Below are 24,228 nucleotides of genomic sequence, written 5' to 3'. Positions count from 1 at the left end.
GGGATGAGCGGGAAACCTAAGCGTTTAATGGTGATGGCAGGCGGTACCGGCGGACATGTGTTCCCGGGACTGGCGGTCGCACATCATCTGATGGCGCAGGGCTGGCAGGTGCGCTGGCTTGGAACCGCAGACCGAATGGAAGCCGATCTGGTGCCAAAACACGGGATCGAGATTGATTTCATACGTATTTCCGGCCTGCGCGGCAAAGGGTTGAAGGCCCAGTTGAGCGCACCGCTGCGTATCTGGCACGCCGTTCGTCAGGCGAAGGCGATTATGCGTAGCTACCAGCCGGACGTGGTGTTGGGCATGGGCGGTTATGTTTCCGGCCCTGGCGGTTTGGCGGCATGGCTGTGCGGTATTCCGGTGGTATTGCACGAGCAAAACGGCATTGCCGGGTTGACCAACCGCTGGCTGGCGCGCCTTGCCAAAACCGTGCTGCAAGCTTTCCCCGGCGCGTTCCCGAACGCGGAAGTGGTGGGCAACCCGGTGCGAACCGACGTACTGGCGCTACCCTTGCCGGCAGAGCGATTGATTGGCCGTGAAGGGCCGACCCGCGTGCTGGTTATTGGCGGAAGTCAGGGGGCCCGGGTGCTGAATCAGACAGTTCCTGAAGTCGCGGCGAAATTGGGCGATAAAATGACGCTCTGGCATCAGGTAGGCAAAGGCGCACTGGAAAACGTGTTACGCGACTACGAGAGGGTAGGGCAGCCACAGCACAAGGTGACTGAGTTTATTGATGACATGGCTGCCGCCTACGCCTGGGCTGATGTGGTGGTGTGCCGCTCCGGCGCGCTAACCGTCAGCGAGATTGCTGCTGCGGGCCTGCCGGCGATATTTGTGCCGTTCCAGCACAAAGACCGTCAGCAGTATTGGAATGCTCGTCCGCTGGAAGAAGCCGGCGCGGCGAAGATTATCGAACAACCGCAGTTTAACGCCGATGTCGTGGCAGAACTGCTGGCCAGCTGGGATCGCTCAACGCTGTTGGCGATGGCTGAAAAGGCACGTGCAGTCGCTATCCCGGATGCCACCGAACGCGTGGCGGCGGAGCTGGTGCGGGTCGCCAAATAATTTGCAGGGGTTCGGTACGCCGGACCTGAATTAAAGAATGTCATACAGGGGCTCGGCAAGCCGGACCCGGATTAGAGAGAGTGATGAATACACAACAACTGGCGAAACTACGTACTATCGTGCCCGAGATGCGACGTGTCCGGCACATTCACTTTGTCGGCATCGGTGGCGCCGGCATGGGTGGTATCGCCGAAGTGTTGGCTAATGAAGGTTATCAAATCAGCGGTTCCGATCTGGCACCGAACCCGGTAACCCAACAGTTGAGCGCGCTCGGGGCGACGATTTACTTCCATCACCGCCCGGAAAACGTGCTGGATGCCAGCGTAGTGGTGGTTTCTACCGCCATTTCCGCCGACAACCCGGAAATTGTCGCCGCCCGTGAGGCGCGTATCCCGGTGATCCGTCGCGCAGAGATGCTGGCTGAACTGATGCGCTTCCGCCACGGTATCGCCGTTGCCGGTACGCACGGCAAGACTACGACCACGGCGATGGTATCGAACATTTATGCCGAAGCCGGTCTGGATCCGACCTTTGTGAACGGCGGACTGGTGAAAGCGGCGGGCACTCATGCACGTTTGGGATCCAGCCGTTACCTGATTGCGGAAGCGGATGAGAGCGATGCGTCGTTCCTGCATTTGCAGCCGATGGTGGCGATTGTCACCAATATCGAAGCCGACCATATGGAGACTTACCAGGGCGACTTCGAGATTCTGAAGCAGACGTTTATTAACTTTTTGCACAACCTGCCGTTCTACGGCCGTGCGGTGATGTGTGTTGATGACCCGGTGGTGCGCGAATTGCTGCCACGTGTGGGCCGCCATATTACCACTTACGGTTTTAGCGATGATGCCGATGTTCGCATCGAGAACTACCGTCAGGTTGGGCCACAGGGCCACTTTACCCTGAGCCGTCAGGATAAGCCGTTGATGACGGTGACCCTGAACGCACCGGGCCGCCATAACGCGTTGAACGCCGCGGCGGCAGTGGCGGTAGCAACAGAAGAGGGCATTGACGACGCAGATATTCTGCGTGCGCTGGCGAATTTCCAGGGTACCGGTCGCCGCTTTGATTTCCTCGGCGAATTCCCGCTGGAGCCGGTAAACGGCAAAAGTGGCAGTGCGATGCTGGTAGATGATTATGGTCACCATCCGACCGAAGTTGACGCAACGCTGAAAGCCGCACGTGCCGGTTGGCCGGACAAACGTCTGGTGATGATTTTCCAGCCGCACCGTTACACACGTACTCGCGATCTGTACGACGACTTCGCCAACGTGCTGTCGCAGGTCGATGTGCTGCTGATGCTGGATGTGTATTCCGCGGGTGAGACGGCAATCCCGGGGGCGGACAGCCGCTCGCTGTGCCGAACCATTCGCAGCCGCGGCAAGCTGGATCCGATTTTGGTTTCCGATGCGGACACCGTGCCGGAAACCCTGGCGCAGTTGCTGCAAGCCGACGATTTGGTACTGGTGCAGGGCGCCGGTAACGTGGGCAAAGTTGCCCGCAAACTGGCTGAGCTGAAACTGCAGCCACAGAAAAAAGAGGAGGAACATCATGGCCGATAAAGTTGCCGTACTGCTGGGTGGCACCTCCGCTGAACGTGAAGTTTCATTGCAATCCGGCGCAGCCGTACTGGCCGGGCTGCGTGAAGCCGGTATCGATGCCCACGGCATTGATATCCGTGACTTCCCGGTAACTCAGTTGAAAGAGCACGGGTTTACCAAGGTATTTATCGCGCTGCACGGTCGCGGCGGTGAAGACGGTACCTTGCAAGGGATGCTGGAGTTCCTCGAACTGCCTTATACCGGCAGCGGTGTGATGGCTTCGGCTCTGACCATGGACAAATGGCGTACCAAGATGGTGTGGCAGTCGATGGGTTTGCCGGTTGCGCCGTATGTAGCACTGAACCGTAAGCAGTATGCCGGTGCAGAGAAAGCGACGCTGATTGCTCGCGTGGAGGCCCTGGGCCTGCCGCTGATCGTCAAGCCAAGCCGTGAAGGTTCCAGCGTCGGGATGAGCAAGGTCACAGAGCGTGACGCGCTTGAAGCAGCATTGGAAGAAGGTTTCCGCCATGACGACGACGTCCTGGTCGAGAAATGGCTGAGTGGCCCGGAGTACACGGTGGCGATGCTGGGTGACCAGGTTCTGCCTTCGATCCGCATTCAGCCGGCCGGCGTGTTTTACGACTATCAGGCCAAGTACATTTCGGACGATACCCAATATTTCTGTCCGAGTGGCCTGGGTGCGGAACAGGAAGCCGAGATGGCTGCCCTGGCGTTACGCGCCTACCGTGGGCTGGACTGCAGCGGCTGGGGCCGTGTTGATGTGATGCAGGATAGCGATGGCAGCTTCTATCTGCTCGAGGTGAATACCTCGCCAGGCATGACCAGTCATAGCCTGGTGCCGATGGCAGCGCGCCAGTCTGGTTTAAGCTTCTCGCAGCTGGTAGCGAGAATTTTGGAGTTGGCCGACTGATATGTCGCAAGCTGCCCTGAATGCACGTGAACGCGAGGTGGATAACAACCCGCGCCGCAGCAATGGAACCCAGTTGGCGGGAATGGTTTTCCTGCTGATGGTGTTGGGAACGGTCCTGTGGAGTGGCTGGGCGGTAATTGGCTGGATGAAAGACGCCAGCCGCCTGCCGCTGTCACGACTGGTGGTGACCGGGGAACGTCACTACACCACCAACGACGATATTCGCCAGGCGATCCTGGCGTTGGGATCGCCGGGGACTTTCATGACGCAGGATGTGGACATCATCCAGCAACAGATTGAACGCCTGCCGTGGATCAAGCAGGCCAGCGTACGCAAGCAGTGGCCGGATGAGCTGAAAATCCACCTGGTGGAATATGTCCCGGTAGCGCGCTGGAATGATTTGCACATGGTGGACGCCGAAGGCAAATCCTTCAGCGTGCCGGCAGAACGAATTGGCAAACAGAAATTGCCGTTGCTTTATGGCCCGGAAGGGAGCGAACAGGATGTTCTGGATGGATATCGGACCATGAGCAGCATGTTAGCGGCCAGCAAATATACGCTGAAAATGGCGGCCATGAGTGCCCGCCACTCCTGGCAGCTGGCTTTGGATAATGATGTTCGGCTGGAGCTGGGACGCGACGATCGCACCGGACGCCTGCAGCGCTTTATCGATCTTTATCCGGTATTGCAGCAGCAGGGGCAGGCAGAAAGCAAGCGAGTCAGCTATGTCGACTTACGCTATGAGGCCGGTGCATCGGTAGGTTGGGCCCCAGTGTTAATCGACCCGCAGGCAGCAGGCGATCAGCAAAACAGTAATCAGCAACAGAATCAGGCACAGGCAAAACAACAATGATCAAGTCGACGGACAGAAAACTGGTAGTTGGACTGGAGATCGGTACTGCAAAAGTCTCCGCATTGGTAGGGGAAGTTCTGCCCGATGGCATGGTCAACATTATCGGGGTGGGCAGTTGCCCGTCTCGCGGCATGGATAAGGGTGGCGTTAACGACCTGGAGTCGGTAGTGAAGTGCGTACAGCGCGCTATCGATCAGGCCGAACTGATGGCTGATTGCCAGATTTCTTCGGTTTACCTCGCATTATCGGGGAAACACATCAGTTGCCAGAACGAAATAGGGATGGTTCCTATTTCCGAAGAGGAAGTGACACAGGAAGATGTGGAGAACGTGGTGCATACCGCTAAATCGGTACGCGTACGCGATGAACACCGCATCCTGCACGTCATCCCTCAGGAATACGCCATCGACTATCAGGAAGGCATCAAAAACCCGGTTGGGTTGTCCGGCGTGCGTATGCAAGCCAAGGTGCACCTGATCACCTGTCATAACGATATGGCGAAGAACATCGTTAAGGCAGTAGAACGTTGCGGTCTGAAAGTAGACCAACTTATTTTCGCCGGTCTGGCCGCCAGCTATGCGGTACTGACCGAAGATGAGCGCGAACTCGGCGTTTGTGTGGTGGATATCGGCGGGGGCACCATGGATATGGCGGTGTACACCGGCGGTGCGTTGCGCCACACCAAAGTGATCCCTTACGCCGGGAACGTGGTCACCAGCGATATCGCCTACGCCTTCGGCACACCGCCGACAGATGCGGAAGCGATCAAAGTTCGACACGGCTGTGCGCTTGGGTCGATTGTTAGCAAGGATGAAAGTGTAGAGGTGCCAAGCGTTGGGGGGCGTCCTCCTCGTAGTCTGCAAAGACAGACACTGGCTGAAGTTATTGAGCCACGCTACACCGAACTGTTGAATCTGGTTAACGATGAGATTTTGCAATTGCAGGAGCAACTGCGTCAGCAAGGGGTTAAGCATCATCTGGCAGCGGGTATTGTGCTGACCGGTGGTGCCGCCCAGATTGATGGCCTGGCAGCTTGTGCGCAACGGGTGTTCCATACCCAGGTACGCATCGGCCAACCCTTGAACATCACGGGTCTGACGGATTATGCGCAGGAGCCTTACTACTCTACGGCGGTAGGTCTGCTGCACTATGGAAAAGAGTCTCACCTGAGTGGTGAGGCAGAAGTAGAAAAACGCGCCTCGGTGGGCAATTGGTTTAAACGTATCAATAGCTGGCTGAGAAAAGAGTTTTAATGTTTCAACAAAGAGATCATGCTGAGTAATCTTTTTATGATCTCGCAGCGACAGGCACAAAACGGAGAGAAACTATGTTTGAACCAATGGAACTAACCAATGACGCGGTGATTAAAGTCATCGGCGTCGGCGGTGGCGGTGGCAACGCCGTTGAACACATGGTGCGCGAGCGCATCGAAGGTGTTGAATTCTTCGCCGTTAATACAGACGCTCAGGCGCTTCGTAAAACGGCAGTTGGCCAAACCATCCAGATCGGTAGCGGTATTACCAAAGGTCTGGGTGCAGGCGCGAACCCTGAAGTGGGTCGCAATTCAGCGGAAGAAGACCGTGAAGCCCTGCGCGCCGCACTGGATGGTGCAGACATGGTCTTCATTGCAGCCGGCATGGGCGGCGGTACCGGTACCGGTGCAGCGCCAGTCGTCGCAGAAGTTGCTAAAGATCTGGGTATTCTGACAGTGGCCGTGGTTACCAAGCCTTTCAATTTTGAAGGCAAGAAACGCATGGCGTTCGCTGAGCAGGGTATTGCAGAATTGTCCAAACATGTGGACTCACTGATCACTATCCCGAACGACAAGTTGTTGAAAGTTCTGGGTCGCGGTATTTCTTTGCTGGACGCGTTCGGCGCGGCTAACGACGTGCTGAAAGGCGCGGTGCAGGGTATTGCCGAACTGATCACCCGTCCGGGCCTGATGAACGTCGACTTCGCCGACGTGCGCACCGTAATGTCCGAAATGGGCTACGCGATGATGGGTTCCGGCGTTGCCTGTGGTGAAGACCGTGCTGAAGAAGCAGCGGAAATGGCGATCTCTAGCCCACTGCTGGAAGACATCGACCTGTCCGGCGCTCGTGGCGTTCTGGTTAACATCACCGCCGGCTTCGACCTGCGTTTGGATGAGTTCGAAACCGTAGGTAACACCATTCGTGCTTTCGCTTCCGACAATGCGACCGTAGTTATCGGTACCTCGCTGGATCCGGAAATGAACGACGAACTGCGCGTGACCGTGGTTGCGACCGGTATCGGCATGGACAAACGTCCGGAAATCACTCTGGTGACCAACAAACAGGCCAGCCAGCCAGTGATGGATCATCGCTACCAGCAGCACGGCATGTCGCCGTTGCCGCAGGAAGTGAAACCTGCCGCCAAGGTAGTTAACGATCCGACTGCGCAGCCTAATAAAGAGCCCGACTATCTTGATATTCCTGCCTTCCTGCGCAAGCAGGCAGACTAAGAATATCCTGAGAATTTGGAATCTCCGCTCTTTGTGCTAAACTGTCCCGCCGACCATGCTGTATGCTTGGTCGGTAGGATTGATAACATTGCGAGATAAAACGATGATCAAACAAAGGACATTAAAACGTATTGTTCAGGCGACTGGTGTCGGTTTGCATACCGGCAAGAAGGTCACGCTGACAATGCGCCCCGCGGCGGCTAATACCGGGGTCATCTATCGTCGCACTGACTTGAATCCCCCGGTTGATTTCCCGGCTGATGCAAAATCCGTGCGTGATACCATGCTCTGTACTTGCCTGGTGAATGAGCATGACGTGCGTATTTCTACCGTTGAGCATCTTAATGCCGCACTGGCTGGATTGGGCATCGACAACATCGTTATCGAAGTTGACGCCGCCGAAATCCCTATCATGGACGGCAGTGCCAGTCCGTTCGTCTTCCTGTTGCTGGATGCCGGCATCGAAGAACTGAACTCTGCGAAGAAATTCCTGCGTCTGAAAGACACCGTGCGTGTTGAAGATGGCGACAAGTGGGCCGAGCTGTCCCCGCATAACGGGTTCCGCCTGGACTTTACCATCGACTTCAACCACCCGGCAATCGATGCCAGTACGCAACGCTACCGCCTTGATTTCTCTGCCGACTCGTTCGTGCGTCAAATCAGCCGTGCGCGTACCTTCGGTTTTATGCGTGACATCGAGTATTTACAGTCACGTGGCCTGGCCTTGGGCGGCAGTTTTGACTGCGCCATCGTGGTAGATGATTACCGCGTGCTGAACGAAGACGGTCTGCGCTTTGAAGACGAATTCGTACGCCACAAAATGCTGGACGCCATCGGCGACCTGTTCATGTGCGGCCATAACATTATTGGCGCGTTTACCGCGTACAAATCTGGTCATGCGCTGAACAACAAACTGCTGCAAGCGGTTCTGGCGAAACAGGAAGCGTGGGAATTTGTCACCTTCCAGGACGAAGCCGAAATGCCACTGGCATTCAAAGCCCCGTCCACCGTATTGGCATAAGCTGATACTGCTGATTACTTATCGCGACTGGTAGCGTTGGCACCTTCTCCGGCCAACGATGCCAGTCGTTCCAATATCTTGCGCAGTTTTTCTGGGCTACGGCTCGCCAATCCCCTTAATTCCTCAGCACTTTCCTGACTCAGATGACGCATTGGCACCTTCGCCTGCGGATTTCCTGTGGTTTTTGCGGCGTTCTGCATAAGGTTGTTTCCTTTTGCCATCAAGGCAGGATTAATCCTGATGTCGATCGACGACAATGATGGTAGAATTTGCGCTCGTAGTGCAGATAATAAAGCCGGTTGTTCGTAGCGTAGACGCATCATCCAGCTGGCATTTGCCGTTTCTAGCACTAAAATACCCTGTCGGAAATTAGCGACGCGGCACCAGGGATGCAGTTGAACCGGCAATACGCCTTTCACTGCACGGTTCAGCTTAAGCAGCGCAACTGCGCGTTGCTGGACGTTATACAGCGGGCCTTTGTCTTCTGTGTGAGCGTCGTCAAACAGGGAATCTAATAATTGTGGACGGCTATCGCGCATAATGGGCTCCGGCGGATAATAAACTCGTGATCGGTATTCTAAATCGTTGGCGACAATTTGGCAGACGTTATTTCTGGCCCCATCTCCTGTTAGGGATGGTCGCGGCCACGCTTGGCGTACCTACAAATCTGTCCGGCGCACCCGATCAAGCCGCTCTGCCGAGCACCTCGTCCAGCCTGAACCGGCAAAATTCCGCCAGCGGTGCCTTTAACAGTCTGGCATTGCTGCAGGAAGCGCATCGTCGCCCGAATTTCAGTGTCGATTATTGGCACCAGCATGCGCTTCGCACCGTCATTCGTCACCTTTCTTTTGCTCTCGCTCCGCAGGCAGTTTACGCGCGGATGCAGGAACGCGAAGCGGAAGCGACCGAACCCCCATCACAGGTAGCGCAACTGGCGCTGCTTTCTACTCTCAACGCGCTGCTGACGCATGAGCCGAAGCCGCCGACCATCATTCGTGATACCCACCATGCCGTGCTGCCTGCCATTGCGCAGCATCAGACAGGGTTGTGGCTCGCACAGGTGCAGGGCATCCGTGCTGGACCCACAGTCTTAAGCTGATTTTTTGCCCGTCGGGCGACAAAAAACCTAAAAAATAACAGCAAATTGACGGCCTGTGTTGGCTGTCATGACAGAGATATCAAACATTATGTTAGTGAAATTATTGACCAAAGTTTTTGGTAGTCGTAACGATCGTACACTTCGCCGCATGCGTAAATCGGTTGAGCAGATTGGTCTGATGGAACCGGACATGGAAAAGCTGTCCGATGACGAGCTGAAAGCCAAGACCAACGAGTTCCGCGCACGCCTGGAAAAGGGTGAAGTGCTGGAAAACCTGCTGCCGGAAGCCTTCGCCGTAGTGCGTGAGGCGAGCAAGCGCGTATTCGGCATGCGTCACTTCGACGTGCAGTTGTTGGGCGGCATGGTACTGAACGATCGCTGTATCGCAGAGATGCGTACCGGTGAAGGTAAAACCCTGACCGCAACCCTGCCTGCCTACCTGAACGCCCTGAGCGGTCGTGGCGTACACGTGGTTACAGTGAACGACTATTTGGCACAGCGTGACGCCGAAAACAACCGTCCACTGTTCGAGTTCCTCGGTCTGAGCATCGGTATTAACCTGCCGGGTATGCCTGCACCTGCCAAGCGTGAAGCCTATGCCGCCGACATTACCTACGGTACCAACAACGAATACGGTTTCGACTACCTGCGCGACAACATGGCGTTCAGCCCGGAAGAGCGCGTTCAGCGTAAGCTGCACTATGCGTTGGTGGATGAGGTTGACTCCATCCTGATCGATGAAGCACGTACTCCGTTGATCATCTCCGGCCCGGCCGAAGACAGCTCCGAGATGTACATCAGGGTCAACAAGCTGATCCCTAAGCTGATCCGTCAGGAAAAAGAAGATTCCGATTCCTTCCAGGGCGAAGGCCATTTCTCGGTTGACGAGAAAGCCCGCCAGGTGCACCTGACCGAACGCGGTCTGATCCTGATCGAAGAAATGTTGATGGAAGCCGGCATCATGGATGAAGGCGAGTCATTGTACTCACCGACTAACATTATGTTGATGCACCATGTGACCGCCGCACTGCGTGCCCATGTGCTGTTTACCCGTGACGTTGATTACATCGTAAAAGACGGTGAAGTCATTATCGTTGACGAACACACCGGTCGTACCATGCAGGGGCGTCGCTGGTCTGATGGTCTGCACCAGGCAGTAGAAGCCAAAGAAGGCGTGGAGATCCAGAACGAGAACCAGACGCTGGCCTCCATCACCTTCCAGAACTACTTCCGTCTGTACGAGAAGCTGGCCGGGATGACCGGTACCGCCGACACCGAAGCCTTTGAATTCAGCTCTATCTACAAGCTGGATACCATCGTGGTGCCGACAAACCGTCCGATGATCCGTAAGGACATGCCGGATCTGGTCTACATGACCGAGCTGGAGAAGATTGGTGCAATCATTGAAGACATCCGTGAGCGTACCGTCAATGGGCAACCGGTGTTGGTGGGGACTATCTCGATTGAAAAATCCGAAGTGGTTTCTCGCGAGCTGACCAAAGCCGGTATCGAGCACAAGGTACTGAACGCCAAATTCCACGCCATGGAAGCGGACATCGTAGCTCAGGCCGGCCAAAGCCGTGCGGTCACTATCGCCACCAACATGGCGGGCCGTGGTACCGATATTGTGTTGGGCGGCAGCTGGCAGGCCGAAATTGAACAGTTGGAAGATCCGACCGAACAGCAAATTGCTGAAATTAAAGAAGCCTGGAAAATCCGCCATGATGCGGTATTGGCTGCGGGTGGCCTGCACATTATTGGTACCGAGCGCCATGAATCACGCCGTATCGATAACCAGTTGCGCGGCCGTTCAGGTCGTCAGGGTGACGCCGGTTCATCCCGCTTCTACCTGTCGATGGAAGATGCCCTGATGCGTATTTTCGCCTCGGATCGCGTTTCCAGCATGATGCGTAAACTGGGTATGAAAGAGGGTGAGGCTATTGAGCATCCATGGGTCACCAAGGCGATTGCCAACGCACAGCGTAAAGTGGAAAGCCGCAACTTCGACATTCGTAAGCAATTGCTGGAGTACGATGACGTGGCCAACGATCAGCGCCGCGCTATCTACAGCCAGCGTAACGAACTGCTGGACGTGTCTGACGTTAGCGAAACCATTACCAGCATTCGTGAAGACGTGTTCAAGACCACTATCGACGGCTACATTCAGCCGCAGTCGCTGGAAGAAGAGTGGGACATTCAGGGGTTGACAGAACGCCTGAAAAACGACTTCGATCTGGATATGCCAATCGCCGAATGGCTGGATAAAGAGCCTGAGCTGCACGAAGAAACGCTGCGTGAGCGTATTCTCGAAAAAGCGAAGGAAGAATACCTGCGCAAAGAAGAAGTGGTTGGCACCGAGATGATGCGCAACTTCGAGAAAGGCGTGATGCTGCAGACGCTGGATTCCCTGTGGAAAGAGCATTTGGCGGCGATGGACTACCTGCGCCAGGGCATCCATCTGCGTGGTTATGCGCAGAAGGATCCTAAGCAGGAGTACAAGCGCGAGTCCTTCAACATGTTCGCTACCATGCTGGAATCGTTGAAGCATGAAGTGATCAGCGTACTGAGCAAGGTTCAGGTGCGGATGCCGGAAGAGGTTGAAGCGCTGGAGCAGCAGCGTCGTGAAGAAGCTGAGCGCCTGGCCAAACAGCAACAGCTGAGCCACTATGAAGAAAACGCGCTGGTCACCGAAGATCCGAATGCGCCGGCAACGGCGGAACGTAAAGTAGGGCGTAACGATCCATGCCCATGCGGTTCCGGTAAAAAGTACAAACAGTGCCACGGTCGTCTGCAGAACTAAGACCGGCAGTGTTTAACCAATAAAACCCAGGGGTTCAGCATGCTGAGCCCCTGTTTTTTGGGCGTTTTCCGCGCCCGGCAAATCTATCAGGAGGATGTGATGAAGCATCTGAACATCGCCGTTGGCATCATTCGTAATGCCCAGCAGGAAATCTTTATTACCCGACGCGCCGCCGATTCGCATATGGCTGGCTTCTGGGAGTTTCCAGGCGGTAAGATTGAGCAGGGGGAGACGCCGGAGCAGGCACTCAACCGTGAACTGCAGGAAGAAACCGGCATTGAAACCGAGCGCGCAGAGCTACTGGAAGTGCTTGAACACCGGTTTAGCGACCGTATTGTGACGCTGAATTTTTATCTGGTGGAAGGTTGGGCAGGCGAACCCTTTGGCCGTGAAGGCCAGCCTATGCGCTGGGTGAAGCAGGCTGATTTACGGGAGGAGGAGTTCCCGGAGGCCAATGTCAGTATTATCAAACTGTTGGTGGCACAGGCGAACGCTGCACAGTAAAACGAGCGGCCTGGCAGATACCCGGCCGACAAAAGACGATCGATTAACGATCGTCTTATTCGACTCGTCCATGAGTCTCACCCTTACAGGGCCGCTGCAAGCAGCGTTCAAATCGGTTCCGGACCGATTTGTCTTTCACTCCATTCTTCGCTTTCCGACAGATCGCTGTTGCTGGGAATGCGCTTCTCTTCGTCGGCCCATTCGCCCAAATCAATTAACTGACAGCGCTTGCTGCAAAACGGGCGGAACGGGCTGACTTCACCCCAAACCACGCCTTTGCCACAGGTTGGGCATTTCACTACGGTCGTCATATCTGTTCCTTACTCCCTTCCAACGCGTGAAAGGTTTTTATGTCATTGGGTTAGCAACAGGCCAACTCAAAGGTTAATCGTTCCGGGACCACGCCAAGCTCACTGTCCAGCGGCAGGAAGCGGATCGCATAGCGTGTTTTATGGCCGGAAATCTGTGGGTAAAGCTGATGGGCCAGATTGATGCGCAAGCGCAACAGATCGGCGCCTTCCGCGTTATCCTGGAAGAAACCGTTCAAACTGATCTGATTGCGAAACGGGCCGGACTGACGGATCAGATCCAGCACCATGATCAGCGCCTGGTTCAGGGGCTCCAGCGTTTGCTGCCATTTGCTGACGTCATCATCCCGTTCTTGCTGTGGGGCATGCATCCACATGTGCAGCGTCGGTAAATCAAAGCTGCAACATCCGCCGGGAATGCTCAGGCGTTGACGCACCAGGCTAATCAGCCGATCTTCACGCAGCGATTGGCCGAGGCGGGGAGCAGACATCAGTGCCGCCGCGCGCTGTTTCAACTGGTTGCGTAACTGATCCACCAGCGACATATCGACGCCCGGTACATCGGCCCATGCCAGCAGCTTTTGCTGCTGACGTTCCAGCTCTTTCAGTAACTCGGTACGCACTTCACCGCGTTCCAGTACGTCGAGCAGATCGGCGACGGTGCGGAAGAAGGTCAGGGCGATAGCTGTTTCGCTCAATGCCCGCTGGCCATGCAACTGCTGCAGTAAAAACTCCATACGCAACCAGGTGCGCATTTTTTCATTCAACGGGTGTTCAAAAAGAACGCTTGGGGAAACATCACTCATTCAGTTTAATCCTGTCGGGTCGCTGATGCCGCTAGCTCAAGGTAACGGCGATGCAGTGCGGCAACCAATGGCTCTATCCCCTGAGCGGTGCCGCTATTATCAATTATGTCATCTGCAGCGGCCAGGCGCTGCTCGCGCGTGACCTGCGCGGACAGTATGTTCTGTGCCTGCTGACGACTGATACCGTCGCGGGCGATGGTTCTGGCCAACTGAGTCTCGCTGTCAACGTCGACCACCAGCACGCGATCGGCGCGTGCCTGTAGGTTGTTTTCCACCAGCAGGGGAACCACCCAAAGTGCATAGGGGCTGGTGACTTGCGCCAGTTGGCGTTGGGTTTCCTGATGAATCAGCGGGTGCAGCAGTTGGTTCAGCCAGCTCTTTTCGTCAGGGTTACTGAAGATACGCTGGCGCAGTGCGGCACGGTTAAGTGTGCCGTCTGACTGCAACATTTCATTACCAAATCGTTCGACGATGGTAGCCAGCGCTGGAGTTCCAGGCTCGACAACCTGCCGGGCGATGACGTCCGCGTCGACCACCATCACGCCGTGGCGGGCAAAGGCGTCTGCCACGGTTGACTTACCGCTGCCGATACCCCCTGTCAACGCAACAATGTAGGCCATGGTAGAGAATGCACCTGATGCTGATAAAAAATAATAGACGAATCATAAAGCGATCGCGCAGAAGTGCAAGTAAGCAGGCGGCGCCTGTCTGGCAGCTTGCCCCGTACGGTGATAAAAAACGCAGCCGGAAAGGGAAAATGAGCGGGAGGTCACACTGCGTATTCGCAGGTAAATTTGTCGGATTGTAGCGTAAATAAAGGAGAATTCGCAGTCTTGTCCGGCGATTATTAGCGAGTATGATAACGACACTGGAACTGGCATTAATCTACCCGTCGCCTTTCAAGCCGCAGCGTTGTTGACTGCACTTGCTCACCCCAGTTACTTACTTAAGTAAGCTCCTGGGGATGAACAAGCTGGCTGCCTAGCTGCAACTTGAAATTCATAGGGTATAGGTTCGAATACTATCCTGCGATCCGTCGCCATAAACCAGGAAATCATAAGTCATGCGTATTGAAGAAGATTTGAAGTTAGGCTTTAAAGATGTGCTTATTCGCCCTAAGCGCTCCACGCTGAAAAGCCGTTCAGAAGTTGAACTGGAGCGTCAGTTTACCTTCAAACATTCTGGCTTGAGCTGGTCCGGCGTGCCGATTATCGCCGCCAACATGGACTCAGTCGGCACCTTCAGCATGGCAGAGGCCCTGGCCTCCTTCGACGTACTCACCGCCGTACACAAACACTACACCCTTGAACAATGGGCCGCATTTGTGCAGCGCGTACCGGCATCGGTGCTGCGCCACGTTATGGTTTCAACCGGCACTTCAGAAGCTGATTTTGTGAAGATGCAGCAAATTCTGGCCTTGTCGCCGGGGCTGAAGTTTATCTGTATTGACGTCGCTAACGGCTACTCCGAGCATTTTGTTGCCTTCTTGCAGAAAGCGCGCGAGGCCTGCCCGAACCATGTGATTTGTGCCGGCAACGTGGTCACCGGCGAAATGGTGGAAGAACTTATCCTGTCCGGTGCCGATATCGTCAAGGTGGGTATTGGCCCTGGATCAGTCTGTACCACCCGGGTGAAAACCGGTGTTGGCTACCCGCAGCTGTCTGCGGTGATCGAGTGCGCCGATGCGGCACATGGCCTGGGCGGCCAGATCGTCAGTGACGGTGGCTGCTCGGTACCGGGCGACGTAGCGAAAGCCTTCGGTGGCGGCGCGGACTTCGTCATGTTGGGCGGCATGCTGGCGGGTCATGACGAGTGCGAAGGTACCGTAGTGGAAGAGAACGGCGAGAAATTCATGCTGTTTTACGGCATGAGCTCCGAGTCAGCGATGAAACGCCACGTCGGCGGTGTTGCTCAGTACCGTGCGGCCGAAGGTAAAACCGTCAAGCTGCCATTGCGTGGTGAGGTTGAGTTTACCGTCCGTGACATTCTCGGCGGCCTTCGCTCCGCTTGCACTTATGTCGGTGCAGAGCGTCTGAAAGAGCTGACTAAACGTACCACCTTCATCCGCGTTGCGGAGCAGGAAAACCGCGTGTTCGGCAGTAACTGATTCAGCCTGACCAAACCTTGGGTGCTGTTCGGTGCTGCACTCAAGGTTCTCCGGGCATTATCCCAACACGTTCCCCAATTGAAATATCGGCAGGTACATGGCGATCACCAGCGTGCCGACGATCCCACCCACCACCAGCATCAATATCGGTTCCAGCGTTTGCGCCAGCGTGTCGGCTAACTCAAAAGTTTGCTGCTCATGCCACAGCGCCAGTTTGCCTAACAGCGTATCTAACGAACCGGACTCTTCGCCCACCCGCACCAACTGCTGACACAAGGTGGGGAAAAGCGCCTGCTGCCCCAATGCGCTGTGGAAAGTCTGGCCTTGTGCAATCTGTTGCCGCACCGTCTCAATCGCCTGACGGTAAAATAAATTATCCACCGACAGCGCTGCGGCGTTCAGCCCTTCAATCAGCGTGAGCCCGGCCTGCTGAGTCATGGCCAAAATACGAAATATTTGGCTCAGGCAACCGCCTTTGATCAATTGTGCAACCAGCGGCAGGCGCAGCAATACGGCCTGTTCGCGTCTGCGCCAGTGTGGTTGCGGGTGCAGTTGGCGAAAATAGGCAAATAGCGAGCAGCCCAGTATCGCCGCCAGCCAGGGGCCGCCGTGGATCAACAGGGTGGAAAGGTTCAGCAGTCCCTGGGTAAACCACGGCAGTGGGGCATCGAAAGACTGGTAGACGCCGGCAAATTCCGGCAGCACCATGACCAACATCAGAATGCTCACCAACAGCGCCACTGCGCAGATAAACAAGGGATAACGCAGTGCTTTAACCATTTTCTTCTGCAATTTTTGCTGTGCTTCCTGTTGCTGGGCCAGTTGCAGGCAGCACTCATCCAGGTGGCCCGTCAGTTCCCCGATGGCGATTAACTGGCGGTAGATCAAAGGGAATATGGCGTGTTGCCCGGCGATAACCTCGGAAAACGGCTGGCCTTGCCGTACCTGTTCGCCCACCTCGCGCAGCAGGCAACGCCAGGCTGCGGACGGGTGTTCTGTCGCCAGCAGCTGCAACCCGCTGACCAGCGGCAACCCGGCCTGTAGCAGGGTGGCCAGTTGGCGGGTGAACTGGATCAAGGGCTCTCCGCGCCACTGGCTGGGGGCAATGCGTTTCCCGCTGTTAATTTGGCAGGGTTGCAGTCCTTGTTCGATCAGCCACTGATTAACCCTGTTTTTTTCGCTGCTCATCAGTTCGCCCTGACGCAGTTGGCCCTGCGGGTCAATTGCCTGCCAGAGGAAAAGGCGCAGCGCTTTCACACGGCCTCCTCACCGGCAATGTTGCCGACAATGCGGTACACCTCCTCCAGCGAGGTGACGCCTTGCGAAACCAGCGCTAACCCAGCCTGCAGCAGCGTGGTCTGCCCTTGCTGCCGGGCGATCTCGGCCAGTTGACCAGGAGCCGCCCCCTGCAACAGACCGGCCTGCACCTCCGGGGTTATGGTTAGCAATTCATACACCCCGGTGCGGCCGTAATAGCCGCTAAAACAGTGCTCGCAGCCGTCAGCTTGCCAGGGCTGCAGGGGCGTGGCCCAAATCGCCGCGGGGAAGCGTACCGGTTGGCTGTGCTGATAGCGACAGTGGCTGCAAAGTTTACGCACCAGCCGTTGGGCGATCACCAGCTTCAGGCAAGCGGCAATCAGATAGCCGGGAATGCCCATATGGGTCAGGCGTGTCAGAGTTTCGCTGGTGGAGTTGGTGTGCAAGGTGGATAACACCAGATGACCGGTTTGCGCAGCTTTCACTGCGATCTCCGCGGTTTCCCGATCGCGGATCTCACCGATCATGATCACGTCCGGATCCTGTCGCAGTAAGGCGCGTAAAACGCGGGAAAAATCCAGATCGGTTTTGGCATTAATTTGCGTCTGGTTAACGCCGAACAGGGGGATCTCGATCGGGTCTTCGACGCTGCATAAATTACTTTGCGCGTCATTCAACTGGCGTAACCCGCTGTACAGCGTGACAGTTTTACCGCTACCGGTCGGGCCGGTGACCAGCATCATACCCTGCGGGCAGGACAACGCGGCGGCGAACTGCGCCAGCGCTGTCGGATCCATTCCCAACCGATCCAGCGGCAGATCCTGGCGCTCGGTTTGCAGGATCCGTAGCACCACTTTTTCGCCGTGCAACGTGGGCAGGGTGGCGATGCGCATCGAGTAACTGGCGTTATCCAATTGCACACTGAGCTGGCCATCTTGCGGCAGGCGACGCTCGGCGATATCCAACTGCCCCATGATCTTCAGCCGGGCAGTGAGGCGGGCGGCGAGCGCAAAAGGCGGTGAGGTTATCGTCTGCAGTACCCCATCAATACGCAGCCGGATACGCAGAGCCTGTTGGTAGGGCTCGAAATGAATATCCGAGGCTCGCCGTTGAATGGCGATGCGCAGCGCCTGATTGATAAACTGGACTACGGGTGCGTCACTGTCATCGTTTAAGGAGGGCATGTCAGGCCCAACTTCTGGAACGTCTTGCGCAGGGCGATCGTCCTGTATTTGACGGTGGTTCAGTTCCAGCTCCAGTCGGGCTGCCGGCCACTGTTCCAAATGAATGCGCTTGCCGGTGGCGAAACGCAGTGCCGACAGCAGCGCCTGTGGCGCCTCCTCCGTCAGGGCTACGTTCAGGCTGTGCTGGTCCTCGCTGAGAGCCAGCGCTTGATAGCGCCGGCACAGTGCATGGATTTCGTCGCTGATTGTCGTACTCATGGCGTTGGTGCCGTTGCGGTAGTGTCAAAACGGAAAACTTCCTGACAGGTTTCCTGCAGATTGGCGTTGGCGCTGGTGCATTGGCGTGTCCAACGCGTCAGCCCGCTGGTGTTTTGGGTGGGGGTCAGTACGACCGTTAGCCCCTGCAGCGTTTGAGTACCGGTCAGCGAGATCACTCCCTGGTTGACCTGGACTGCACTGACATAGCGTGAGGCGTCACCGGTTGGGATACCCTGGCTGCCGGCGTTACAACCGGTTGGGGCGCCGCTGTCGAGCACGCACAGCTCAACGGCCAGCTTATACGGCGTCATGGTTTGCAGCATGTCGGTCATCGCTGCTTTTTGGATATAGCGCTGGTAGGCGGGAATGCCTATGGCGCTCAGGATCGCGATAATGGCGATCACCACCATCAGTTCGATCAGGGTAAAACCGCGCTGTGTTTCCATCTGTTGTTGCCTCCATGTGAATGTGGAAGCAAAGGTAAGCGCACAGGGCGTGGGCTTCGAGCGGGTTATGGTGGTTTTGAGGCGCAGTCCCACAGCAATTTATTAGCATTGCAGAGGAGGGGAAAAAGATGCGGCAAACTTCGCACTTCCGACTAGAAAGTACCTCCCCGGCTGGCCAGGGAGGCCTGGATAGCGGAGCTTATTTAAAGCGCATTGACAGATCGAGCGCGGTTACGTGCTTGGTCAGGGCGCCCACCGAGATGTAGTCCACGCCGGTTTCGGCGAAGGTACGCAGTGTTTCACTGGTCACGTTACCTGACACTTCCAGTTGAGCACGGCCCTGAGTCTGCGCCACGGCGGCACGCATCATCTCGACGCTGAAGTTATCCAGCATGACGATGTCGGCACCGGCGTCCAGCGCCTGCTGCAATTCATCCAGCGACTCGACTTCTACCTCGACCGGTACGTCGGCATGCAGCCAGAAAGCCTTCTCGACCGCCTTTTTAATCGAACCGGAGGCAATGATGTGGTTTTCCTTGATCAGGAAGGCATCGGAAAGCCCCAGCCGGTGGTTACTGCCGCCGCCGCAGAGTACGGCATATTTCAGCGCGGTACGCAGCCCCGGCAGGGTCTTGCGGGTATCCAGCAGGCGAGTTTGCGTGCCCTGTAATAGCGCCACATAGCGGCTGACTTCGGTCGCGACGCCGGAAAGCGTCTGTACAAAATTCAGCGCCGTGCGCTCACCGGTCAACAACACCCGCGCCGGGCCGGTCAGTTTGCAGAGCGGTTGGTCGGGGACCAGGCTATCGCCGTCTGCCACCAGCCATTCGACCTTCACCTGGTTACCCAGTTGAATGAAGACTTCGTTCAGCCAGCGTTGGCCGCAAAATATGCCGGGCTCGCGGGTAATAATAGTGGCTTCGGTCTGGGTGTCGGCCGGTAATAATTGCGCGGTAATATCGCGTTCGGCATCGACTTCGCCCCCCAGGTCTTCACGCAGCGCCTGGGCAACGGCATAGGGGATATCGCTTTCAATTCGTTCAAGAAGCTCGGTGCGGCGACTGTCGGCACTGTAGCGGCGTGTCGGCATAGAAAACTCCGAAATGGACGGTAATATCGTAGGGGGAACATGCTACTCTGTTGCCATGATAAGTACCACCGCAGCGCAGTGGCCGCGTAACTAATCTGGCATAAAACCGATCCAGGCCCGATATTTGATCGGGATTTAAATCTGGCATCTCTGGAACAACCCGGCAAGCCCGATGACGCTATGCTTGGAATAATGGAAAGGGAGAGGAGTCGCTAATGACGCTGTTTACGCTGTTACTGGTTCTGGCGTGGGAACGTTTGTTCAAGCTGGGTGAGCATTGGCAGTTGGACCATCGCCTGGAGGTAGTGTTTCATCGGTTGCACCGCTTTTCGCTGGCGCAGACGTTGCTGATGACTCTGGCCTGGATGGTGGTGGTCGGCGGGATCCTGTGGCTGGCTCAAGGGCTGTTTTTCGGCGTAGTGACGCTGTTGCTGTGGATCGTTATTGATTTGTTGTGTGTGGGTGCCGGCATCAAGCGCAAACACTATCGCGCCTACCTGAAAGCGGCGCGCCAGGGGGATGTTCATGCCAGCGACCAAATGGCGGAGGAGCTGGCATTGATCCACGGTTTGCCGGTGGATTGCAGTGAAGAGCTGCGCCTGCGCGAACTGCAAAATGCGTTGCTGTGGATTAACTTCCGTTATTATCTGGCACCGCTGTTCTGGTTTGTGGTTTGTGGGCCTTACGGGCCGATCGCGCTGGCGGGCTACTCTTTCCTGCGTGCTTACCAGACCTGGCTGGCGCGACACAATACCCCGCTGGAGCGTTCGCAGTCGGGTATCGATCATCTGTTGAACTGGTTGGACTGGATCCCGGTGCGGCTGGCAGGCGTGGCTTACGCTCTGTTTGGGCATGGTGAGAGAGCCCTGCCGGCGTGGTTTGCTTCGCTGGGCGATCTCCATTCTTCTCCGTATCAGGTGCTGACACGGCTGGCGCAGTTCTCACTGGCACGCGATCCGCATATGGATCCGGTGCAGACGCCGCGGGCTGCGGTAACCCTGGCACGTAAGGTGACCATGATTATCGTGGTGGTGGTGGCGCTGCTGACGATTTACGGCACTTTGCTCTGACGGCAAAATTTGAAAATAAAAACGGGCGCTCAGCGCCCGTTTTTATTGGATGGTCGAAACTTACAGCTTGGCGAAGCAGCGGCGTGCGGCATCGACAGTGCGCTGAATGTCTTCCTTGCTGTGGGCAATGGACATAAAGCCGGCCTCGAAGGCCGAAGGCGCCAGATAAACCCCTTCCTCCAGCATCAGATGGAAGAAGCGCTTAAAGCGTTCGACATCGCATTGCATCACGTCCTGGTAGCTGTTGACAGCAGGCGCATCGGTAAAGAACAGGCCGAACATGCCGCCAACGTGGTTCACCACCAGTGCGACATTTTCTTCTTTCGCCGCGTGCAGCAGGCCGGTTGCCAGCATATCGGTCAGTTCGGTCAGCGTCTGGTGGACACCGACCTGCGAAACCTCGGTCAGACAGGCAAAGCCGGCCGCCATGGCAATCGGGTTACCGGACAGCGTGCCCGCCTGATAGACCGGGCCAGTGGGGGCCAACGCCGCCATCACTTCACGACGGCCACCGAACGCGCCGACAGGCATACCACCACCGATGATTTTACCCAGACAGGTGAGGTCAGGTTCCACATCGTAATAGGCCTGTGCCCCGGCCAGTGCCACACGGAAGCCGGTCATGACTTCGTCAATAATTAGCAGCGCGCCATACTTGTCGCACAGTGCGCGCAGGCCAGGCAGGAATTCTGGCAGAGGTGGCACGCAGTTCATGTTGCCCGCGACCGGTTCGACGATGATGCAGGCAATCTCGGAAGGGTACTGTTCAAATGCGGTGCGTACCGAATCGAGATCGTTAAAGGTGCAGGTCAGGGTGTGTTTGGCGAAGTCGGCCGGCACGCCCGGTGAGTTTGGCTGGCCCAGGGTCAGCGCGCCGGAGCCGGCTTTTACCAGCAGACAGTCGGCATGACCATGGTAGCAGCCTTCAAACTTGATGATTTTATCGCGGTTGGTATAGCCACGCGCCAGACGAATGGCGCTCATGGTGGCTTCGGTACCCGAGTTTACCATCCGCACCATGTCCATGGTCGGCACCAGTTCGGTGACCAGCTCCGCCATTTTGACTTCCATCTCGGTGGGGGCGCCAAAGCTCAGACCGCGCTGCGCCGCTTCGATGACCGCGTTGCGGATCGCCGGGTGGTTGTGTCCCAGTACCATTGGACCCCAGGAACCGACGTAGTCGATATAGGCTTTGCCGTCGACGTCGAACAGGTAAGCCCCGTCCGCCCGTTCGATAAACAGCGGCACACCGCCAACGCCGTTGAATGCACGCACCGGAGAGTTAACCCCGCCTGGGATTACCTGTTTTGCCTGGGCATACAGACTTTCGGACTTGCTGTGTAAGCTCATAAATCGGCTCCTGGATTCTGTTTTGAATGATTTGACCGCGCTATTCTAGTGAAGTGTTCGCCGATATGAAACGATCACAGTCAGATACCTATTTAGAGGGGCAGTGAGTCAGCAGGTAGGCTAGAATAATCAGCTGGTCTATTTGTATTACATTTGATTCCATTAATGAATAACCCATTATGACTGAATTACAGCAACAACCGCCGCTAGCGCGTGCTCCGCGCCTGAAACGTAGCGACGCGGTGCGCCAGCTTATACGCCGTGATAAAACACCGGTGGCGATCCTGTTGATGGCGGCATTGGTGGGAACCTTGGCGGGTTTGCTCGGCGTGGCCTTTGATAAAGCGGTGGATTGGGTGCAGCAACAGCGTTTGTCCGGGCTGGCCCAGGTCGCCGATTATTGGATCCTGGTTTGGCCGTTGGCCTTTATTCTTTCCGCCGCGTTGGCGGTGTTGGGGTACTACCTGGTGCACCGTTTTGCCCCGGAGGCGGGCGGTTCGGGTATCCCGGAGATCGAAGGGGCGTTGGAAGAGTTGCGCCCGGTGCGCTGGTGGCGAGTGATCCCGGTGAAGTTTATCGGTGGCATGGGAACGCTGGGGGCAGGCATGGTGCTGGGGCGTGAAGGGCCTACGGTGCAAATGGGCGGCAATGTCGGGCGTATGGTGCTGGATATCTTCCGCATGCGCGGTGCCGAAGCACGTCATTCGCTATTGGCCACCGGTGCGGCTGCCGGCCTTTCCGCCGCCTTCAACGCGCCGCTGGCGGGTATTCTGTTTATCATTGAAGAGATGCGCCCGCAGTTCCGCTATAACCTGATCTCGATTAAAGCGGTGTTTATCGGCGTTATCATGTCGAGCGTGGTATTCCAGCTGTTCAACGGTGAAGGTTCGGTGATTGCAGTGGGTAAGCTTTCCTCGGCACCGATTAACACCCTTTGGCTGTATCTGGTGCTCGGGGCGATCTTTGGTGCGGTGGGCGTGATGTTCAATGCGCTGATTTTCCGCACTCAGGACATGTTCGCTCGTCTGCACGGCGGCAAAATGCGCAAGGTTTTGCTGATGGGCGGCTTGCTTGGCGGTATCTGCGGCATTCTGGGGCTGATCCAGCCAGAAGCGGCAGGCGGGGGCTTCGGGCTGATCCCGATCGCAGCGGCAGGTAATTATAGCGTCGGCATGCTGATGTTTATTTTTATCACTCGGGTGATCACCACGCTGTTATGCTTCGGCTCCGGCGCACCGGGCGGGATTTTTGCCCCAATGCTGGCATTAGGCACGTTGTTTGGTACTGCCTTTGGTCTGGCCGGTGCCCACCTGTTCCCGGCGTACGGCATTGAGGCCGGTACCTTTGCCATTGCCGGGATGGGCGCCCTGTTTGCCGCCACGGTACGTGCGCCCCTGACCGGGATCGTGCTGGTACTGGAAATGACCGATAACTACCAGCTCATACTGCCAATGATCATTACCTGCCTTGGTGCTACGCTGGTAGCGCAGTTCCTCGGGGGTAAGCCGTTGTATTCCTCAATATTGGCCCGTACCTTACAGCGTCAGGACGCGTTGCAGATGCGCGAAGCGGCAGATAAAACAGGTAAAGAAAATACAACAAATGCGGTGAATACTTGAACGGAACACTCAGGTATTGGATAATCATTAACATTAATCCGGCCGCCATTGTAGCGACCTGATGCAGAACAATGTTGGGAGTAAAGAGTATGAGTGATGAAACAGCACTGCCCCTGCAATTTACCGAGGCAGCAGCAAGCAAGGTTAAAGTCCTGATTTCTGATGAAGAAAATCCGAATCTGAAGTTGCGGGTTTACATTACCGGTGGTGGTTGCAGCGGATTCCAGTACGGCTTCACTTTTGACGACAAGGTCAACGATGGCGACATGACCATCGAGAAGCAGGGCGTTGCGCTGGTGGTTGACCCAATGAGCCTGCAATATCTGGTCGGCGGTTCGGTCGATTATACCGAAGGGCTGGAAGGCTCACGCTTCGTGGTGACCAACCCGAACGCCAAAACTACCTGCGGCTGCGGATCTTCGTTCAGCGTCTGA

At 56.3% G+C, this 24,228-nt stretch carries 23 protein-coding genes; 14 read left to right on the top strand and 9 right to left on the bottom strand.

Going from position 1 to position 24,228, the window contains the following annotated elements:
• Positions 1 to 3 precede the first annotated feature (3 nt).
• The 7 genes from murG to lpxC all read left to right on the top strand — a co-directional run bounded on the left by murG (position 4) and on the right by lpxC (position 7,896).
• Positions 4 to 1,068 carry an undecaprenyldiphospho-muramoylpentapeptide beta-N-acetylglucosaminyltransferase gene (gene murG, locus F8R23_RS13980; RefSeq protein WP_151415727.1) on the top strand — a complete coding sequence of 355 codons (1,065 nt, stop codon included), beginning with the start codon at positions 4 to 6 and terminating at the stop codon, positions 1,066 to 1,068.
• Positions 1,069 to 1,151: 83 nt separating this feature from the next.
• Positions 1,152 to 2,630: a UDP-N-acetylmuramate--L-alanine ligase gene (gene murC / locus F8R23_RS13975; protein WP_085120231.1), complete on the top strand. Its 1,479-nt coding sequence runs from the start codon at positions 1,152 to 1,154 to the stop codon at positions 2,628 to 2,630.
• Entirely contained in the window at positions 2,620 to 3,540 is a 921-nt protein-coding gene (locus F8R23_RS13970; RefSeq protein ID WP_085120232.1) for a D-alanine--D-alanine ligase, read from the top strand. The genes murC and F8R23_RS13970 overlap by 11 nt, the downstream gene beginning before the upstream one ends.
• A 1-nt stretch (position 3,541) precedes the next feature.
• Entirely contained in the window at positions 3,542 to 4,393 is an 852-nt protein-coding gene (ftsQ, locus tag F8R23_RS13965) for a cell division protein FtsQ (RefSeq protein WP_129937888.1), read from the top strand.
• Entirely contained in the window at positions 4,390 to 5,646 is a 1,257-nt protein-coding gene (gene ftsA / locus F8R23_RS13960) for a cell division protein FtsA (protein ID WP_004950148.1), read from the top strand. Before ftsQ ends, ftsA begins: the two co-directional genes overlap by 4 nt.
• Before the next feature lie 74 nt (positions 5,647 to 5,720).
• Positions 5,721 to 6,875, top strand: coding sequence for a cell division protein FtsZ (gene ftsZ, locus F8R23_RS13955; RefSeq protein WP_004950150.1), 1,155 nt, complete (start codon positions 5,721 to 5,723; stop codon positions 6,873 to 6,875).
• Positions 6,876 to 6,978: 103 nt separating this feature from the next.
• The gene (gene lpxC / locus F8R23_RS13950) at positions 6,979 to 7,896 is read left to right on the top strand and encodes a UDP-3-O-acyl-N-acetylglucosamine deacetylase (protein WP_017891607.1); all 918 of its coding nucleotides are present in this window, start codon (positions 6,979 to 6,981) and stop codon (positions 7,894 to 7,896) included.
• A 14-nt stretch (positions 7,897 to 7,910) separates the two neighbouring features.
• Here the strand turns inward: lpxC and F8R23_RS13945 are convergent, their stop codons facing one another.
• Complete coding sequence (locus F8R23_RS13945; RefSeq protein ID WP_129934254.1) at positions 7,911 to 8,435, bottom strand: DUF721 domain-containing protein; 525 nt, start codon at positions 8,433 to 8,435, stop codon at positions 7,911 to 7,913.
• A 26-nt stretch (positions 8,436 to 8,461) separates the two neighbouring features.
• On the opposite strand from F8R23_RS13945, the gene secM reads away from it, so the two are divergent.
• The 3 genes from secM to mutT all read left to right on the top strand — a co-directional run bounded on the left by secM (position 8,462) and on the right by mutT (position 12,299).
• Positions 8,462 to 8,995, top strand: a complete 534-nt coding sequence (secM, locus tag F8R23_RS13940) for a secA translation cis-regulator SecM (RefSeq protein ID WP_112348021.1) — start codon at positions 8,462 to 8,464, stop codon at positions 8,993 to 8,995.
• An 88-nt stretch (positions 8,996 to 9,083) separates the two neighbouring features.
• Positions 9,084 to 11,795: a preprotein translocase subunit SecA gene (secA, locus tag F8R23_RS13935; RefSeq protein WP_112348022.1), complete on the top strand. Its 2,712-nt coding sequence runs from the start codon at positions 9,084 to 9,086 to the stop codon at positions 11,793 to 11,795.
• Positions 11,796 to 11,894: 99 nt separating this feature from the next.
• Positions 11,895 to 12,299 (top strand): 8-oxo-dGTP diphosphatase MutT, encoded by a 405-nt coding sequence (mutT, locus tag F8R23_RS13930; protein WP_085120238.1) that lies wholly within the window; start codon positions 11,895 to 11,897, stop codon positions 12,297 to 12,299.
• A 107-nt stretch (positions 12,300 to 12,406) separates the two neighbouring features.
• Here mutT and yacG read toward each other — a convergent pair whose 3' ends face one another.
• Genes yacG through coaE form a run of 3 tightly spaced genes read right to left on the bottom strand, consistent with a single transcriptional unit; the run spans position 12,407 to position 14,033 of the window.
• Positions 12,407 to 12,610 carry a DNA gyrase inhibitor YacG gene (gene yacG / locus F8R23_RS13925; protein ID WP_112348023.1) on the bottom strand — a complete coding sequence of 68 codons (204 nt, stop codon included), beginning with the start codon at positions 12,608 to 12,610 and terminating at the stop codon, positions 12,407 to 12,409.
• Between the two features lie 50 nt (positions 12,611 to 12,660).
• Positions 12,661 to 13,413 (bottom strand): cell division protein ZapD, encoded by a 753-nt coding sequence (gene zapD, locus F8R23_RS13920; RefSeq protein ID WP_085120239.1) that lies wholly within the window; start codon positions 13,411 to 13,413, stop codon positions 12,661 to 12,663.
• Positions 13,414 to 13,418: 5 nt separating this feature from the next.
• A complete protein-coding gene (gene coaE / locus F8R23_RS13915; protein ID WP_112348024.1) occupies positions 13,419 to 14,033 on the bottom strand; it encodes a dephospho-CoA kinase in 615 nt (204 codons plus the stop codon).
• Positions 14,034 to 14,476: 443 nt separating this feature from the next.
• On the opposite strand from coaE, the gene F8R23_RS13910 reads away from it, so the two are divergent.
• Positions 14,477 to 15,520, top strand: a complete 1,044-nt coding sequence (locus F8R23_RS13910; protein WP_012005223.1) for a GMP reductase — start codon at positions 14,477 to 14,479, stop codon at positions 15,518 to 15,520.
• Between the two features lie 57 nt (positions 15,521 to 15,577).
• Here the strand turns inward: F8R23_RS13910 and hofC are convergent, their stop codons facing one another.
• The 4 genes from hofC to nadC all read right to left on the bottom strand — a co-directional run bounded on the left by hofC (position 15,578) and on the right by nadC (position 19,755).
• On the bottom strand, positions 15,578 to 16,777 hold the full coding sequence (gene hofC / locus F8R23_RS13905; protein WP_129934258.1) for a protein transport protein HofC: 1,200 nt from the start codon (positions 16,775 to 16,777) through the stop codon (positions 15,578 to 15,580).
• A complete protein-coding gene (gene gspE, locus F8R23_RS13900; protein WP_129934259.1) occupies positions 16,774 to 18,219 on the bottom strand; it encodes a type II secretion system protein GspE in 1,446 nt (481 codons plus the stop codon). The genes hofC and gspE overlap by 4 nt, the downstream gene beginning before the upstream one ends.
• Positions 18,216 to 18,665 (bottom strand): prepilin peptidase-dependent pilin, encoded by a 450-nt coding sequence (gene ppdD / locus F8R23_RS13895; protein WP_112348027.1) that lies wholly within the window; start codon positions 18,663 to 18,665, stop codon positions 18,216 to 18,218. The genes gspE and ppdD overlap by 4 nt, the downstream gene beginning before the upstream one ends.
• 199 nt (positions 18,666 to 18,864) lie before the next feature.
• Positions 18,865 to 19,755 (bottom strand): carboxylating nicotinate-nucleotide diphosphorylase, encoded by an 891-nt coding sequence (gene nadC, locus F8R23_RS13890; protein WP_151415726.1) that lies wholly within the window; start codon positions 19,753 to 19,755, stop codon positions 18,865 to 18,867.
• A 215-nt stretch (positions 19,756 to 19,970) separates the two neighbouring features.
• Between nadC and ampE the strand changes: the two genes are divergently transcribed.
• Positions 19,971 to 20,825 carry a beta-lactamase regulator AmpE gene (gene ampE, locus F8R23_RS13880; RefSeq protein WP_129934262.1) on the top strand — a complete coding sequence of 285 codons (855 nt, stop codon included), beginning with the start codon at positions 19,971 to 19,973 and terminating at the stop codon, positions 20,823 to 20,825.
• A gap of 60 nt (positions 20,826 to 20,885) precedes the next feature.
• On the opposite strand, the gene hemL is transcribed toward ampE, so the two are convergent.
• Positions 20,886 to 22,175, bottom strand: coding sequence for a glutamate-1-semialdehyde 2,1-aminomutase (hemL, locus tag F8R23_RS13875; RefSeq protein ID WP_112348029.1), 1,290 nt, complete (start codon positions 22,173 to 22,175; stop codon positions 20,886 to 20,888).
• A 179-nt stretch (positions 22,176 to 22,354) separates the two neighbouring features.
• Here hemL and clcA point away from each other — a divergent pair, with 179 nt between their 5' ends.
• Both clcA and erpA read left to right on the top strand, forming a co-directional pair.
• Positions 22,355 to 23,794, top strand: a complete 1,440-nt coding sequence (gene clcA, locus F8R23_RS13870) for a H(+)/Cl(-) exchange transporter ClcA (protein WP_151415725.1) — start codon at positions 22,355 to 22,357, stop codon at positions 23,792 to 23,794.
• 89 nt (positions 23,795 to 23,883) lie between these two features.
• Positions 23,884 to 24,228 (top strand): iron-sulfur cluster insertion protein ErpA, encoded by a 345-nt coding sequence (gene erpA, locus F8R23_RS13865; protein ID WP_062791309.1) that lies wholly within the window; start codon positions 23,884 to 23,886, stop codon positions 24,226 to 24,228.

Source organism: Serratia proteamaculans (assembly GCF_008830365.1).
Lineage (GTDB): Bacteria > Pseudomonadota > Gammaproteobacteria > Enterobacterales > Enterobacteriaceae > Serratia > Serratia proteamaculans.
This window is presented reverse-complemented; position numbering and strand designations above follow the sequence as displayed.